Source organism: Pseudomonas sp. C9-3 (genome assembly GCF_032392015.1).
Taxonomy (GTDB): domain Bacteria; phylum Pseudomonadota; class Gammaproteobacteria; order Pseudomonadales; family Pseudomonadaceae; genus Pseudomonas; species Pseudomonas nitroreducens.
The window spans coordinates 4785250-4800439 of the sequence record NZ_CP135919.1; the positions used below are offsets into that span (position 1 = coordinate 4785250).

Annotated in this window: 12 protein-coding genes, 2 tRNA genes and 1 rRNA gene; 3 read left to right on the forward strand and 12 right to left on the reverse strand. The window is 60.6% G+C overall.

Annotated features, from left to right (window positions below):
- Positions 1-190: 190 nt before the first annotated feature.
- The 9 genes from RS899_RS21985 to RS899_RS22025 all read right to left on the reverse strand — a co-directional run bounded on the left by RS899_RS21985 (position 191) and on the right by RS899_RS22025 (position 8451).
- Positions 191-266 (reverse strand) — tRNA-Ala (locus RS899_RS21985).
- A gap of 26 nt (positions 267-292) precedes the next feature.
- A tRNA-Ile gene (locus RS899_RS21990) sits at positions 293-369 on the reverse strand.
- 64 nt (positions 370-433) lie between these two features.
- Positions 434-1970, reverse strand: a 16S ribosomal RNA gene (locus RS899_RS21995).
- Between the two features lie 545 nt (positions 1971-2515).
- Positions 2516-3124, reverse strand: coding sequence for a protein-methionine-sulfoxide reductase heme-binding subunit MsrQ (gene msrQ / locus RS899_RS22000; RefSeq protein WP_054910815.1), 609 nt, complete (start codon positions 3122-3124; stop codon positions 2516-2518).
- Positions 3124-4134 (reverse strand): protein-methionine-sulfoxide reductase catalytic subunit MsrP, encoded by a 1011-nt coding sequence (gene msrP, locus RS899_RS22005; protein ID WP_315808081.1) that lies wholly within the window; start codon positions 4132-4134, stop codon positions 3124-3126. The genes msrQ and msrP overlap by 1 nt, the downstream gene beginning before the upstream one ends.
- 57 nt (positions 4135-4191) lie before the next feature.
- Complete coding sequence (gene pssA / locus RS899_RS22010; RefSeq protein WP_017516328.1) at positions 4192-5016, reverse strand: CDP-diacylglycerol--serine O-phosphatidyltransferase; 825 nt, start codon at positions 5014-5016, stop codon at positions 4192-4194.
- Positions 5017-5165: 149 nt separating this feature from the next.
- Positions 5166-6182, reverse strand: a complete 1017-nt coding sequence (ilvC, locus tag RS899_RS22015; RefSeq protein ID WP_315808082.1) for a ketol-acid reductoisomerase — start codon at positions 6180-6182, stop codon at positions 5166-5168.
- Between the two features lie 44 nt (positions 6183-6226).
- The gene (gene ilvN / locus RS899_RS22020) at positions 6227-6718 is read right to left on the reverse strand and encodes an acetolactate synthase small subunit (protein ID WP_017516326.1); all 492 of its coding nucleotides are present in this window, start codon (positions 6716-6718) and stop codon (positions 6227-6229) included.
- Between the two features lie 2 nt (positions 6719-6720).
- Entirely contained in the window at positions 6721-8451 is a 1731-nt protein-coding gene (locus tag RS899_RS22025; protein ID WP_024767184.1) for an acetolactate synthase 3 large subunit, read from the reverse strand.
- 403 nt (positions 8452-8854) lie between these two features.
- Between RS899_RS22025 and RS899_RS22030 the strand changes: the two genes are divergently transcribed.
- Positions 8855-9307, forward strand: a complete 453-nt coding sequence (locus RS899_RS22030) for a DUF4124 domain-containing protein (RefSeq protein WP_233297174.1) — start codon at positions 8855-8857, stop codon at positions 9305-9307.
- Positions 9308-9314: 7 nt separating this feature from the next.
- Here the strand turns inward: RS899_RS22030 and RS899_RS22035 are convergent, their stop codons facing one another.
- From RS899_RS22035 to mrcB, 3 genes are read right to left on the reverse strand one after another with little or no spacing between them, the layout of a single operon-like run.
- Positions 9315-9644, reverse strand: a complete 330-nt coding sequence (locus RS899_RS22035) for a YqcC family protein (RefSeq protein WP_315808083.1) — start codon at positions 9642-9644, stop codon at positions 9315-9317.
- A complete protein-coding gene (locus RS899_RS22040; protein ID WP_315808084.1) occupies positions 9644-10462 on the reverse strand; it encodes a tetratricopeptide repeat protein in 819 nt (272 codons plus the stop codon). Before RS899_RS22040 ends, RS899_RS22035 begins: the two co-directional genes overlap by 1 nt.
- A gap of 16 nt (positions 10463-10478) precedes the next feature.
- Positions 10479-12803, reverse strand: a complete 2325-nt coding sequence (mrcB, locus tag RS899_RS22045) for a penicillin-binding protein 1B (protein WP_139092881.1) — start codon at positions 12801-12803, stop codon at positions 10479-10481.
- Positions 12804-13020: 217 nt separating this feature from the next.
- On the opposite strand from mrcB, the gene RS899_RS22050 reads away from it, so the two are divergent.
- The gene (locus RS899_RS22050; protein WP_315808085.1) at positions 13021-14583 is read left to right on the forward strand and encodes an AAA family ATPase; all 1563 of its coding nucleotides are present in this window, start codon (positions 13021-13023) and stop codon (positions 14581-14583) included.
- Between the two features lie 231 nt (positions 14584-14814).
- On the forward strand, positions 14815-15087 hold the full coding sequence (locus tag RS899_RS22055; RefSeq protein ID WP_024767178.1) for a TfoX/Sxy family protein: 273 nt from the start codon (positions 14815-14817) through the stop codon (positions 15085-15087).
- Positions 15088-15190: the final 103 nt, after the last annotated feature.

Genomic DNA, 15190 nt, shown 5'->3' on the forward strand with positions numbered 1-15190 from the left:
GACGACATTCGCCGAAAATTCGCGCTTGAACTCGCAAATTTTACCTTGACTTGAATAATCACCAGTGAAAGAGATTATTCAGTCTACTTCTATCACATACCCAAATTTTTAAAGAACAGTTCTGGCACAAAGACCAGACATCAATGTTCGTTCAACCTGAACATTCATGTCTGAGCTTTCGACGATTTAATGGTGGAGCCAAGGAGGATCGAACTCCTGACCTCCTGCGTGCAAAGCAGGCGCTCTCCCAGCTGAGCTATGGCCCCATCGGATCGCAGCACACCACAACAATTGGTGGGTCTGGGCAGATTCGAACTGCCGACCTCACCCTTATCAGGGGTGCGCTCTAACCAACTGAGCTACAGACCCAATCGTCTAACCAGTGAATCAAGCAATTCGTGTGGGAGCTTATGAAGAAGCTGAGATCTTCGATTAAGGAGGTGATCCAGCCGCAGGTTCCCCTACGGCTACCTTGTTACGACTTCACCCCAGTCATGAATCACTCCGTGGTAACCGTCCCCCTTGCGGTTAGACTAGCTACTTCTGGAGCAACCCACTCCCATGGTGTGACGGGCGGTGTGTACAAGGCCCGGGAACGTATTCACCGTGACATTCTGATTCACGATTACTAGCGATTCCGACTTCACGCAGTCGAGTTGCAGACTGCGATCCGGACTACGATCGGTTTTATGGGATTAGCTCCACCTCGCGGCTTGGCAACCCTCTGTACCGACCATTGTAGCACGTGTGTAGCCCTGGCCGTAAGGGCCATGATGACTTGACGTCATCCCCACCTTCCTCCGGTTTGTCACCGGCAGTCTCCTTAGAGTGCCCACCATAACGTGCTGGTAACTAAGGACAAGGGTTGCGCTCGTTACGGGACTTAACCCAACATCTCACGACACGAGCTGACGACAGCCATGCAGCACCTGTGTTCCGATTCCCGAAGGCACTCTCGCATCTCTGCAAGATTCCGGACATGTCAAGGCCAGGTAAGGTTCTTCGCGTTGCTTCGAATTAAACCACATGCTCCACCGCTTGTGCGGGCCCCCGTCAATTCATTTGAGTTTTAACCTTGCGGCCGTACTCCCCAGGCGGTCGACTTATCGCGTTAGCTGCGCCACTAAGATCTCAAGGATCCCAACGGCTAGTCGACATCGTTTACGGCGTGGACTACCAGGGTATCTAATCCTGTTTGCTCCCCACGCTTTCGCACCTCAGTGTCAGTATCAGTCCAGGTGGTCGCCTTCGCCACTGGTGTTCCTTCCTATATCTACGCATTTCACCGCTACACAGGAAATTCCACCACCCTCTACCGTACTCTAGTCAGGCAGTTATGGATGCAGTTCCCAGGTTGAGCCCGGGGATTTCACATCCATCTTACCAAACCACCTACGCGCGCTTTACGCCCAGTAATTCCGATTAACGCTTGCACCCTTCGTATTACCGCGGCTGCTGGCACGAAGTTAGCCGGTGCTTATTCTGTTGGTAACGTCAAAACAGCAAGGTATTAACTTACTGCCCTTCCTCCCAACTTAAAGTGCTTTACAATCCGAAGACCTTCTTCACACACGCGGCATGGCTGGATCAGGCTTTCGCCCATTGTCCAATATTCCCCACTGCTGCCTCCCGTAGGAGTCTGGACCGTGTCTCAGTTCCAGTGTGACTGATCATCCTCTCAGACCAGTTACGGATCGTCGCCTTGGTAGGCCTTTACCCCACCAACTAGCTAATCCGACCTAGGCTCATCTGATAGCGCAAGGCCCGAAGGTCCCCTGCTTTCTCCCGTAGGACGTATGCGGTATTAGCGTTCCTTTCGAAACGTTGTCCCCCACTACCAGGCAGATTCCTAGGCATTACTCACCCGTCCGCCGCTGAATCCGGGAGCAAGCTCCCATCATCCGCTCGACTTGCATGTGTTAGGCCTGCCGCCAGCGTTCAATCTGAGCCATGATCAAACTCTTCAGTTCAATACTGCTTGGGTTTTGAGAAAACCCTAAACTTGGCTCAGCAATCGCATGCTCAATTTAATGAGCTAAAACTCTCGAATTCACGAGTGTTACTTGCGTTGCTGATAATCAGTCGATCATCAGTCTTACATCACAAGCACCCACACGAATTGCTTGATTCAACTTGTTAAAGAGCAGTTGGTTAATGCTTTCATCTCAACCGAGGCGCGCATTCTACGCTAACCTCATCTTTCGTCAAGCTTTATTTTTCGAAAATTTCTTTTCTACTCAATCGCTTGGGCTTCCGAGAAGTCAAACCTCTCATCAGCGGGAGGCGCATTCTACAGCGATCAAACTCACTGTCAAGCACCTCGGCGACCTTCTTTTCAGCTCGCTGCCGGAGCAGCTAATGAAGAGCGGCAAGTGAATCACCCGCCTGATCACCACTCCCAACCTCGAATCCCTGTAAGTACTTGATTTTCAAGTTCTTTCAGCGCTTCGTCGCTGGGAGTGGTGCGCATTATAGGGAGTTTAAATTGGCCGTCAACGACTAATTTAAACTTTCTTCAGCCGGCGGTCGGTCGACTGCGCAATCGAGGCAGCTGACGAGCTATCGGGGGCATGCGCAGGAGCATCAGCACAAGCCCTACGACTGCATAGATCGCCCAGCGCTCCAGATCAGACCGCACGACCCACAGCATATGCAACAACCCCAAACCGAGGATGACATATATCAGGCGATGCAGTTTCTTCCAGCTCGCCCCCAGCTTTCGCATGCTGTAGCGGTTGGAAGTGATAGCCAGGGCCAGCAACCCGAGGAACGCCGCGAAGCCGACAATGATGTAGGGCCGCTTGCTCAGCTCTACTCCCAATTGGGCCCAGTCCAACCCAAGGATGAAGACGGCATAGGCACTCAGGTGCAGCACTATATAGGTGAAGCACCAGAGACCCAGCTGGCGGCGAACCTGTACCCAGCCACCCCAACGGGTAACTTTCTGCAGAGGCGTCATCGCCAGGGTAATGAGCAACAGGACGAGACCGCCCTGGCCCAGCCTGTCCACCAGCGCCTTGCCTGGGTCCGGCCCCAGGTCGAAGATCCAAGCCTGGTACAACCAGAAGAGCGGCGGCGCCAATGCAGCCAGAAACACCCCGGCCCGCCAGAACGGATAGCGCATCAGTAGTCCTTCCTCAGATCCATGCCCGCATAAAGCGAAGCGACCTCATCGGCATAGCCATTGAATATGAGGGTAGGACGAACATTGGGGCTGAATAGTCCACTTGGCAGACGACGTTCGCGCGCCTGGCTCCAGCGCGGATGGTCCACCGTCGGATTGACGTTGGCATAGAAGCCATACTCGTCCGAGGCCAGACTCTGCCAGGTAGTCTTCGGCTGCTCCTCGACGAAGCTGATCCGCACGATGGACTTGGCTCCCTTGAAGCCGTACTTCCACGGCACCACCAGACGCAGCGGCGCCCCGTTCTGGTTCGCCAGTACCCGGCCGTACATGCCGACAGCCAGAATCGCCAGGGGATGCATCGCCTCATCCATACGCAGCCCTTCCACATAGGGCCAGTCGATCAGGGCGAAGTTGGACTGCACACCCGGCATATCCTTGCGATCCACCAAGGTTTCGAAGCGCAGGTATTTTGCCTTGCTGGTCGGTTCGACCCGCTTGATCAGCTCGGAGATCGGAAAACCGATCCACGGAATGACCATCGACCAGGCCTCGACACAGCGCAATCGGTAGACGCGCTCCTCCAGCTGATAGGGTTTGATGAAGTCCTCGAGCGCGTACTTGCCGGGTTTACCCACCTCCCCATCGATCACTACGGACCATGGCTCGGTCTTCAGGGCACCCGCATTGGCAGCAGGATCACCCTTGTCCGGGCCGAATTCGTAGAAATTGTTGTAGGTGGTCGCGTCCTTGAACGGTGTGATGGCTTCATCTTTTACCGTGACGGCATCCCAGCGTGTAGCGGCGAGCTTTTCCGTGAGCCAGGAAGGTGCAGCCGCTTCGGCGACATCGGCATAGCGACCGCCCTCGGCAAAACTCAGACGCGGCAATCCGGATAGAGCCGCAGCCGCCACCGCACCACCGAGAAAGTGGCGACGGGAGAGATAGAGGGATTCGGGCGTGACTTCCGATTCGTGGCAATCGGAAAGGCGGGACGACTTGATCAGCATGACGGGCTCCGCAACAACTGGCTGTATGCGCCAGTAGACTGCGGAGCCCGCTGGAAATTACACGGCAGGCGGCTGCTTGCGACGGCGCAATTGCAACAAGTATTGCACCGGGCCGGAGGTTGCGTATGCAAGGAACAGCAGGAGCAGGATGCGCGGCGGGTCGGTGAAGACCACGGCGAATGCCAGCACCACTACCAGGATTGCCATGAACGGCACGCGGCCGCGCAGGTCAAGATCCTTGAAGCTGTAGTACTTGATATTGCTGACCATCAGCATGCCGGCGGCAGCGACCATCAGCGCAACCAGCAGGGAAACCTTGGCGCCCTGAACGTCGAAGTCGGCGAACGCCCACACCGTACCGGCAACCAGCGCCGCAGCAGCCGGGCTGGCCAGACCGATGAAGTAGCGCTTGTCAGCCTTGCCCACCTGGGTATTGAAGCGCGCCAGACGCAGGGCGGCACCAGCAACATAGATGAAGGCGACCATCCAGCCGACCTTGCCCAGGCTGCTCAGCGCCCACTCGAAAGCGACCAGCGCCGGAGCGACACCGAAAGCGACCATGTCGGACAGCGAGTCGTACTCGGCGCCGAAAGCACTCTGGGTATTGGTCAGACGGGCCACACGACCGTCGAGGCCGTCGAGGACCATGGCGACGAAGATGGCGATGGCGGCGTTGGAGAAATCGCCGTTCATGGCATTGATGATGGCGTAGAGGCCGGTAAACAGTGCCGCGGTGGTGAACAGGTTAGGCAGCAGGTAGATGCCGCGATGACGAACCTTGCGACCTTCGGCGTCATGGCCCTCTTCGATGTGCTCATCGATGGGCAGCAGACTTTCTTCGGTGTCGGAAGCCTTGTTCGGCTCCTCGTGACCTTCACTCATGGACGATTCCTTGAGAACTCGTTGAGGCTGAGATTTGCCGGTGCACGCTTTTGCGTGGACACGTCCGGCACCCCCGCTTTATACCAGATCACCGCCCCTAAACGAAAAAACGCGGCAAGCGCCGCGTTTCCTCGTTTGTCGAAAGGACCTTAGTTCTTGGTCTTGTCGACGATCTTGTTGGCAGCAATCCACGGCATCATGGCGCGCAGTTGCTCGCCGATGACTTCGATGCCGTGAGCGGCGTTGTTGCGGCGCTTGGCGGTCATCGACGGGTAGTTGGTAGCGCCTTCGGAGATGAACATCTTGGCGTATTCGCCGTCCTGGATGCGCTTCAGAGCGTTGCGCATGGCCTGACGGGATTCGGCGTTGATCACTTCCGGACCGGTTACGTACTCGCCGTATTCGGCGTTGTTCGAGATCGAGTAGTTCATGTTGGCGATGCCGCCTTCGTACATGAGGTCAACGATCAGCTTCAGTTCGTGCAGGCACTCGAAGTAGGCCATTTCCGGAGCGTAACCGGCTTCGACCAGGGTTTCGAAACCAGCTTTCACCAGCTCGACGCAACCGCCGCACAGAACGGCCTGCTCGCCGAACAGGTCGGTTTCGGTCTCGTCCTTGAAGGTGGTTTCGATGATGCCGGTACGGCCGCCGCCAACGCCGCAGGCGTAGGACAGAGCGACGTTCTTGGCATTGCCCGAAGCGTCCTGGTAGATCGCGATCAGATCGGGGATGCCGCCGCCTTTCACGAACTCGGAGCGTACGGTGTGGCCCGGGGCCTTCGGCGCGATCATGATCACGTCGAGGTCAGCGCGCGGTACGACCTGGTTGTAATGGATGGAGAAGCCGTGGGCGAAAGCCAGGGTGGCGCCTTTTTTCAGGTTCGGCTCGATCTCGTCCTTGTACAGACGGCCCTGGAACTCGTCCGGAGTCAGGATCATGACCAGGTCGGCAGCGGCAACGGCTTCGGCCACTTCGGCGACTTTCAGGCCGTGGTTCTGAGCCTTGGTAACGGAAGAAGAACCCGCACGCAGGCCGACGGTGACGTCGACGCCGGAGTCTTTCAGGTTGCAGGCGTGGGCATGGCCCTGGGAGCCGTAACCGATGATGGCAACTTTCTTGCCCTGAACGATGGAGAGGTCACAGTCTTTATCGTAGAAAACGCGCATTTGGGTAATCCCCTGTCAGTTGGCCTCGTGGGCCGTATTTCAAATCAGATGCTGAGAGTCTTGTCGCCACGGGCAATACCGGTGACGCCGCTGCGGACAACTTCAAGGATCGACGCGGTGCCGATGGCCTGGATGAAGCTGTCCAGCTTGTCGCTGGTGCCGGCCAGCTGCACGGTGTAGACGCTGCTGGTGACGTCGACGATCTGTCCGCGGAAGATGTCGGTGGTGCGCTTGACCTCGGCGCGCTGGGCACCGGTGGCCTTCACTTTCACCAGCATCAGCTCGCGCTCGATGTGTGCGCTCTCCGAGAGATTCACCAGTTTTACCACCTCGATGAGCTTGTTGAGGTTCTTGGTGATCTGCTCGATGACTTCGTCCTGACCGGCGGTGGTCAGGGTCAGGCGCGACAGCGTCGGGTCCTCGGTCGGGGCGACGGTCAGGCTTTCGATGTTGTAGTTGCGCTGGGAGAACAGGCCGACGACGCGGGACAGCGCGCCGGGTTCGTTTTCCAGCAGCAGGGAAATGATGTGTCGCATGATCAGGTACGCTCCGTCTTGCTCAGCCACATGTCGCGCATCGCACCACCGCGGATCTGCATCGGGTAGACGTGCTCGCTGGTATCGACCTGGATGTCGAGGAAGACCAGGCGATTCTTCATCGCAAAGGCTTCTTCCATCATCGGCTTCAGGTCCTTCAGGTCGGTGATGCGCATGCCGACGTGGCCATACGCTTCAGCCAGCTTGACGAAGTCCGGCAGCGATTCCATGTAGGAGTGCGAGTAGCGGCTGTTGTACTGCATGTCCTGCCATTGGCGGACCATGCCCAGCGCACCGTTGTTCAGGTTGACGATCTTCACCGGCAGGTCGTACTGCAGGCAGGTGGACAGCTCCTGGATGTTCATCTGGATGCTGCCTTCACCGGTCACGCACGCAACGTCTGCGTCAGGGAAGTTCAACTTCACACCCATGGCAGCCGGGAAGCCGAAGCCCATGGTTCCCAGGCCACCGGAGTTGATCCAGCGATTGGGCTTGTTGAAGCGGTAGTACTGCGCCGCGAACATCTGGTGCTGACCTACGTCGGAAGCGACGAAGGCATCACCGTTGGTGACTTCGCAGAGGGTCTCGATCACGGTCTGCGGCTTGATGATGCTGCCGTCGCCCATGCTGTAGGGGAACAGGCCACGGGTGCCACGCCATTCCTCGATCTGCTTCCACCAGGCCGCCTGGGCTTCCTTGTTCGGGGTCTCACCGATTTCCTTGAGGATCGCGACCATTTCGGTCAGGACGCTGTCCACCGGACCGACGATCGGGATGTCGGCCTTGACGGTCTTGGAGATCGAGGCCGGATCGATGTCGACGTGGATAATCTTGGCGTTCGGGCAGAACTTGGCTGCGGTCTCGCCGTTGATCACGCGATCGTCGAAACGCGCACCGACGGCAAAGATCACGTCAGCGTGGTGCATCGCGAGGTTCGCGGTGTAGCTGCCGTGCATGCCAAGCATGCCGACGAACTGGCGATCGGTACCCGGATAGCCACCCAGACCCATCAAGGTATTGGTGACCGGCACATTGAGCATGCGCGCGACTTCAGTCAGCGGCTCGGCGGCATTGCCCATGATCACGCCACCACCGGCGTAGATGATCGGGCGCTTGGCGGCGAGCATCATCTCGGCGGCCTTGCGGATCTGGCCGGAATGGCCACGGACCGCGGGGCTGTAGGAGCGCAGCTTCACTTTCTTCGGGTAGTTGTATTCGAACTTCTGGGTCGGGTCGCCCATGTCCTTCGGAATATCGATCACCACCGGGCCGGGACGGCCGGACTGGGCGATATAGAAGGCCTTCTTGATGACCTCCGGGATTTCCGACGGGTGCTTGATGATGAAGCTGTGCTTCACGATCGGGCGGGAGATACCGACCATGTCGGTTTCCTGGAACGCGTCGGTGCCGACCATGTTGCTCGCCACCTGGCCGGAGATCACCACCATCGGGATGGAGTCCATGTAGGCGGTGGCGATGCCGGTGACGGCATTGGTCGCGCCGGGACCGGAGGTCACCAGCACCACGCCCGGCTTGCCGGTGGCGCGCGCATAGCCGTCGGCCATGTGGGTAGCGGCCTGCTCGTGGCGAACCAGGATGTGGGTTACTTCGTTCTCTTTGAAGAGAGCGTCGTAGATATGCAGGAGGGCACCGCCCGGGTACCCGTAGATGTACTTAACGCCTTCGTCACGCAGGGAGCGGACGACCATTTCAGCGCCGGATAAAAGTTCCACGTTGTCACCTCTAGAACGCTATATACGGAAACCCCCAACGTGGGGGACCGACTTGGATGGCTGCCCGGCAGACATGGGCGAATGTAATCGCCGGCTACGTCGACTGCCGATTGAGCAGAACCTGGAGACACTCCTGTTTGTGTTACGGAGAGCCTCCACCCAGCGCGAGGTAACGCGAAACAGGGTGAAACTTTGCGGCGCGGGTAGCACCTCTTGTCTGCCGAGTAAAACCAGCTTGCGGCCGGCCCACTGCAGCGAACCTTGGATTCTTCTGAAACGAAGCGGCCAAGTCAAGCCATATATGGCTTTGAATGAAGCGGGGATGTGAACTTTCTCAGAGTGAATAAGCCCACGATTTGGTTATAGTTACCGACAGACTCCGCACCCCAAGGATCGACAAAGCATGCGACGGACGATTTTCATGGGCAGCCTGCTGCTCGCACTGGCCCCGACCGTGATGGCCGCGCAGGTCTACAAATGGGTCGATGCCCAGGGCATCACCCACTTCGGGGCACAGCCACCACAAGGTGCCGATGCTGCCACCGTGAACACCAACACCGCACCGCCCAAGGCCAGCAGCAACTTCCCGCCGCCCGCCGCCGCCCTGCCGAAACTCGCGCCCAGCGCGGACGAAAAGCAGAAGGCCGCCGACGAGAAGGTGCGCCAGGAAGTCGCGCAGCAGGAAGCCGAACGCCTCAAGCAGTGCGACAAACTGCGTAGCGACATGGCCCAGTTGAAGAACAATCCGCGCGTCCGCGTGGACAATGGTGAGGGCGAACTTCGCCGCATCACCGAAGAGGAACGTCAGGACCGTATCGCGGCCAGCGAAAAGAGCCTGCGCGAGAACTGCAACTGACGCCCGCTCAGGGCGTCGGGCTGATCAGTTGGTCGAAGGCGCCTAGCGCATCGAGCAGACCAGCCACCCGCGCGCCCTCATTGGCATAAGCCATTTCTGCAATGGCCCGGATGCCCGAGGCAGTGGGTAGGTCCGCGCCGCTCTCGATGATCAGCTTCATCCGCGGCAGAAATATCCACTGCAGCCACTCCTCCAGCGCCAGCGTATCCACGCAGAAAGGCTCGACGCTGGAAAGCCTGTCCGTCGACGGGCTTTCGCTTCCCCACAGACCGACTGCACGCAGCTCCCGCTCGATCAGCAGCAACTGATCGGCGACGGCCAGCACGCGCCCGTCCATTACAGGGTCACCTTGGCTTTCTGCCGTGCCTCGGCGGCGCCAGCGGCATTGCCCTGCTGGTCACGGCACTTGGCGATCAGATCCCACAGGCTGGCCTGCATGGTCGGGCGACCGTTGGCCAGCGACAGGCCACGCAGCGCCACCTGTTCGGCCTGCGCGGCATCGCCCTGGGCCAGGCGGACCTGGGCCAGCTTGTAGAGCACCTGCGGCTCGCGCGGAGCAATGCGCTGGGCGCGCTCCAAGCTGGCGGCAGCGCCGTTGAGATCGCCACCACCCTGCTGCTGCGAGGCGGAGGTGAGCAGCGCCAGCACCGGCCCATCCAGCTGCTCGTCCGCCGAGAGGCCGGAATTGCTCGACGGGATGCCGGAAGGCCCCTGGTAGTTCTGGGTGATCGGTGCAGCCTGCTGAGCCTGATTGATCGGCTGCTGGTAGGTCTGCGACTGGAAGCCACCAATGGAGGTGATGCCACCACTGGTGGAGATTGGCTGCTGCGTGTAGCTCGATCCCGTTGCTCCCGGCGCCGTGGTCATCGGCGAGGTGCTGATCGGCGCGGCGCCGCTCTGCGCCGGGAAGGTCTGGATCGGCGCCATGCCGGCGTCCTGCGGGACCATCACGGTAACGCCGGAGTCACCCTGCGGGATGCTCTGGCCGGCACCGGCACGAACTGGCGCCTGGGTGTTGCCACCGCTGCGGCCAACGCGCTCCGAGTTGGAGACGGAGGTACCGGAGTCCTGCACGGGAATCGCCCCCTGCTGTGGGGTCGCACAACCGGACAGAAGCGCCAGAGTCGCCGACGCTGCAAACCAAGCTTTTCTCACTTCCAATCCTCTTGCATCAGTTCAACCAGCCGCGCACCCAGTCCATGACTTCGCCGGCTGGCGTCTGGTTTCCGCAACCTGCGCCCAGCGCAGGTTCGCTTCCACGAATATAAGGCATCTGTACTGCGCCCGGGCAGTTGGCGTCAGTACCCTGCCCGGTATGCGGATCGACCCAGGCCTGCACGACATTATCCGGCATCGGCATGTCCAGCGGCGCAGGATTGGCCTTGCGCATGAAGCTGGTCCAGATCTGCAGCGCACCGGTGGCACCGGTGAGCGGCGTCTTGCCGTTGTCGTCGCGACCGATCCACACCACCGCCAGCAAGTCCTGGCCGAAACCGGAGAACCAGCTGTCGCGAGAATCGTTGGTGGTACCGGTCTTGCCCGCCAGGGTCAGGGACGCCGGCAACTGGTTGTAGACCGAGCGCCCGGTGCCTTCGCGCATCACGCGCTGCATGGCGCTCTGCAGCAGGTAGATGGCGCCCGGATCGAAACGCTGCTGGACCTGGAACGGATAACGCTTGAGCGGCTGACCGTCTGCCGCCAGCACACTGCGGATGCTGCGCAGCGGGGTATTGAAGCCGCCACTGGCAATGGTCTGGTACATGGTCGCCACCTGCATCGGGCTCAGCGCACCTGCGCCCAACAGCATCGACGGATAGGCCGGCCAATTCGGCGACACGCCCAGGCGCTCCAGCGTCTTCAGGACGTTCGGCACGCCCAGGTCGAGGCCCAGCCTGGCCGTGGACAAGTTCAGCGAACGCGCCAACCCCTGGTAAAGGAAGATGGTGCCGTTGGCGGTGCCTTCATAGTTCTTCGGCGTCCACACCTGACCATCCTTGCCCTTCACCTGGAACGGCTGGTCCTGGATGTAACTGGTCAGGGTGTACTGGCTCGGACGCTCCAGCGCGGTCAGGTAGACCGCCGGCTTGACCAGCGAACCGATCGGCCGCACCGCATCTACCGCACGATTGAAGCCGGCGAAGCGCGGGTCACGGCTGCCGAGCAGCGCCTGGATTTCGCCGGTTTCCGGGTTGGTCACGACCATCGCGGTCTCGGTCTCGGCGACGCCCTTGCGGCCTTCCAGGCGCTTGAAGGTTTCGCTGACGGCGGACTCGGCCTTCATCTGCAGGATGGGGTCGAAGCTGGTGAAGATCCGCAGGCCTTCTTCGGTCAGGTCCTCGTCGCGATAGTCCTCGCGCAACTGGCGTTTCACCAGGTCGAGGAAGGCCGGGTAGGAGCTGTTGGCCATGCTGCCCTGGGTGGTCACACCCAGCGGCGCCTGTTTGGCGGCAGCCGCTTCCTGGGCGGTGATCACACCCTGCTCGGCAAGCACATCGAGCACCACGTTGCGGCGTTCCAGCGCACGTTCCGGATTCCGACGCGGGTTGTAATAGGAAGGCCCCTTCACCATGCCGACGAGCAAAGCCACCTGGGGCAGCTTCAGCTCCGACAGCGGCTGGCTGAAGAAGTACTGGCTGGCGAGGCCGAAGCCATTCACCGAGCGCTGGCCGTCCTGGCCGAGGAACACCTCGTTGAGGTAGCCCTCGAGGATTTCACGCTTGTCGTAATGCAGTTCCAGCAACACCGCCATCATGGCTTCGGTGAGCTTGCGCGACAGGCTGCGCTCGTTGGTCAGGAAGAAGTTCTTCACCAACTGCTGGGTCAGCGTACTGCCACCCTGGCGCAGCTGGCCGGCGCTGGCGTTGACCCAGACCGCACGGGCGATGGACTTGATCGAGACTCCGTGGTGGGTCCAGAAGTCGCGGTCCTCCACGGCCACCAGGGTATCGATCAGGTACGGCGGCACCTGGTCCAGCTTGATCAGGATGCGGTCTTCGTTATGTGCCGGGTACAGGCCGCCAATCAGCAGCGGCTCCATGCGCGCGACGGCGAGGTCGCCACCGTTGGCGCGGCTCAGGCCGGCAACGTAGTCACCGGAGAAGCGCACGCGAATGCGCTGCGCGGGCTCGGCGCCTTCATAGAACTGGAAGCCACGGGTATTGAGGTCGACAGCGTTGCCGGACACCGACACTGCGCCAGGGCCTGCGACCGAAGTCTCGCGGCGATAGCCCAGCGCATCCAGCTCGCGCAGGAAGTCGTCCTTGCCCAGTTTCAGGCCGACGAACAGCTCCAGCGGCCGGGCGTAGACCTTGGCGGGAATGGTCCAGCGCTTGCCGGAGAATTTCTCCTGGACAACCGCATCGAGGTACACGGCAAAACCGGCCAGCACCACGACACCAACCAGACCGAGCTTGAGAGCCCAGCCCAGCCACTTGCGCATGGCAGGCGACGATTTGCCGCTTTTTTTACGAGGTTTGGAAGATCGGGGACGCGTCATGGCGGCGCATTATACGTACTTTGTCCACAGGAGACAGACGCCGCTCCAGCGGGCGTCCGGGCTTGATGCGAACTGCCGCGCATCCAACAAGAACGGCAGTGGCCGAGCTATGACCCCGCGATGGCCATTTGGTTGCCAGCCGGCTGCAGAGTTTGCACCTGCCGACCCAGCCGCCATAATGCCCGCCTTTAGAAAATTCGACCGGAAAGGACATCACGTGAGCCAGACCCTACTCGCAGCCCTGCAGAACCCCGCCCTCTTCCCCCATCCGGTCGACGGCTTCCGGGTCATCGAAACCCACATTTCCTGGGTGCTGCTCACTGGCTCCCATGTCTACAAGATCAAGAAACCGGTGAACTTCGGCTTCCTCGACTTCACCGACCTCGCCAAGCGCAAGCACTTCTGCGAGGAAGAGCTGCGCCTGAACCAGCGTCTGACCGAAGGCCTGTACCTCGACGTCATCGCCATTACCGGCAGCGAATCCGCCCCGCAGATTGGCGGCGACGGCCCGGCCATCGAATACATGATCCAGTGCCGCGAATTCCCGCAGAGCCAGTTGCTCAGCGAAGTTCAGGCCCGCGGCGAACTGAGCGCCCAGCATATCGACGGCCTGGCCCATCAGATCGCCGACTTCCACCTGCGCACCCCGGTCGTCCCCACCGAGCACCCACTGGGCACGCCGGATGCCTGCATGGCGCCGGTGCGGCAGAACTTCGAACAGATCCGTCCGCTGCTCTCGGACAAAGCCGACCTGCTGCAACTGGATGCCCTGGAGGCCTGGGCGGAGTCCAGCTTCGAGCGCCTGCACGGCGTGTTCGAGCAGCGCAAGGCCAATGGCTTCATCCGCGAATGCCACGGCGACATCCATCTGGGTAACGCCGCGATCATCGACAGCAAGGTAGTGCTGTTCGACTGCATCGAGTTCAACGAGCCCTTCCGCTTCACCGATGTCACCGCTGACTACGCGTTCCTTGCCATGGACCTGGAAGACCGCGGCCTGAAGTGTCTGTCGCGACGCTTTGTCAGCCAGTACCTGGAATACACCGGTGACTACCAGTCGCTGGCCCTGCTGAACTTCTACAAGGCCTACCGCGCTCTGGTCCGCGCCAAGATCGCGCTGTTCAGCCTGGCACACCAGACCGACGCCGTGCAGAAGGCCGCGACGCTGCGCCAGTATCGCAACTACGCCAACCTGGCGGAGAGCTACAGCGCCATTCCCTCGCGCTTCCTCGCAGTGACCGTCGGTGTTTCCGCCGTGGGCAAGAGCCAGGTCGCACTGCGGCTGGTAGAAGCGCTGGGCGCCATTCGCCTGCGTTCGGACGTGGAGCGCAAGCGCCTGTTCGGCGAACAGCAGGCTGATCAGCAAGGCCAACTGAAGGGCGGCATCTATGCTGGCGACGCCACCACCGCAACCTATCAGCACCTCAATGAGCTGGCCGTGGATATCCTGCGTGCCGGCTACCCGGTCGTACTCGACGCCACTTTCCTCAAGCAGGAGCAACGTGCCGCTGCCTGGGAAATTGCCGAGGAAACCGGGGTGCCCTTCCTGATCCTCGACTGCCAGGCGCCGGAAGCGGTGATCAGCAGTTGGCTGACCCAGCGTCAGGCCGAGGGCAATGACCCCTCCGATGCGACCCTGGAAGTGATCCAGGCGCAGCAGGCCAGTCGCGACGCCCTCAGCGCCGAAGAGCAGCAACACAGCAAGCGCGTCGACACCCCCGACGCCGCCAGCCTCGACGCCCTGGTCGCCAGCATCCGCCAGCGCCTGCCGGGCCTCTGATCCACCGTTTGTCGGCCGGAATCACCGCCACGCGGTGACTCCGGCCGGTGGGCAGCGCCGCACGGCGCGCCCTGCCTGCGCCACATCGCCCTGCCCCGCTTTCAGGGCGATGTCACAACGCCACGCTTTTCTCATCCACCGCTACACTTTCCAGGGTGTGTCCGGCCGCTACGAGCAGTTCTCGGCCTTTTCAAGACCTGACACCCATCGTGCCCATCGCAAGGACCGACGATGAACGACGAACTGCTGCACCTGAAGAACCTCGGCAAGACCTCTGCCCAGTGGCTCCACGCCGTGGGCATCCACAACGCTGGCGACCTGCGCCGTCTGGGGGCGGTCGGCGCTTACCGGGCCGTGCGCGCCCGGGGCTTCCGTGCCTCCAAGGTGCTCCTTTACGCCATCGAGGGTGCCCTGCTGGATGTGCACTGGAACGACCTTCCTCCCGCGCACAAGGCAGCCCTTCTCGGCGAGCTTGAGACATTTCCCGCACGTAACAAGAGCTAGCTCACAAGCTCTGTGGGAAAATGTTTACGCAAGGTGCCTGTCCGCTTATGGTCTCAGGGCCCTTCGTGCGCCCTCGACCGTCGCCATATCAAGGAATTACGGC

What these genes read in the sequence shown, in the direction of transcription:
- mrcB (WP_139092881.1), bottom strand. Translation starts at nt 12,803, where the DNA reads ATGACGCGTCCCCGATCTTCCAAACCTCGTAAAAAAAGCGGCAAATCG.
- msrP (WP_315808081.1), bottom strand. Translation starts at nt 4,134, where the DNA reads ATGCTGATCAAGTCGTCCCGCCTTTCCGATTGCCACGAATCGGAAGTC.
- ilvN (WP_017516326.1), bottom strand. Translation starts at nt 6,718, where the DNA reads ATGCGACACATCATTTCCCTGCTGCTGGAAAACGAACCCGGCGCGCTG.
- RS899_RS22055 (WP_024767178.1), top strand. Translation starts at nt 14,815, where the DNA reads ATGAACGACGAACTGCTGCACCTGAAGAACCTCGGCAAGACCTCTGCC.
- pssA (WP_017516328.1), bottom strand. Translation starts at nt 5,016, where the DNA reads ATGAGTGAAGGTCACGAGGAGCCGAACAAGGCTTCCGACACCGAAGAA.
- RS899_RS22035 (WP_315808083.1), bottom strand. Translation starts at nt 9,644, where the DNA reads ATGGACGGGCGCGTGCTGGCCGTCGCCGATCAGTTGCTGCTGATCGAG.
- RS899_RS22030 (WP_233297174.1), top strand. Translation starts at nt 8,855, where the DNA reads ATGCGACGGACGATTTTCATGGGCAGCCTGCTGCTCGCACTGGCCCCG.
- msrQ (WP_054910815.1), bottom strand. Translation starts at nt 3,124, where the DNA reads ATGCGCTATCCGTTCTGGCGGGCCGGGGTGTTTCTGGCTGCATTGGCG.
- ilvC (WP_315808082.1), bottom strand. Translation starts at nt 6,182, where the DNA reads ATGCGCGTTTTCTACGATAAAGACTGTGACCTCTCCATCGTTCAGGGC.